At 36.8% G+C, this 315-nt stretch carries 1 protein-coding gene; it reads left to right on the top strand.

All coding sequences use genetic code 11. The features are described 5' to 3' along the window. Positions 1 to 315, top strand: a 315-nt coding sequence (locus ACSG5Z_RS30130) for a DUF4247 domain-containing protein (RefSeq protein ID WP_435712772.1), incomplete at both ends; no start/stop codon positions are given.

The raw sequence follows: 315 nt of genomic DNA, 5'->3' as shown, positions 1-315 counted from the left end.
CAAGAATCTTACGTGTATAGGGCCGCCAATCGGTCAGTTCCTGAAGTCGCAACGGAACTCATTAATGAAAGAGAACCGAAGCAAGCATCTAAAGAAGACGAAAATCAAATGTTCCTCGTTTATTCTGATAAGATTTATAACCTGCAAAAGGATAAAGAGAAACCTTCTGATACGTTAATTGAAATAAGTAATAAAGTATTTGTCCGTCAAAATTACCAACCATCCTTCCTGCAGGGATATATTATGGGGAGTATTTTAAACGATATATTCGGTTCACGAAAATCATCATACGGTGATTATCGCGGATATAATGAC

The sequence above is a fragment of the Bacillus pretiosus genome, assembly GCF_051294775.1.
GTDB classification, from domain to species: Bacteria; Bacillota; Bacilli; order Bacillales; family Bacillaceae_G; genus Bacillus_A; species Bacillus_A wiedmannii.
This window is presented reverse-complemented; position numbering and strand designations above follow the sequence as displayed.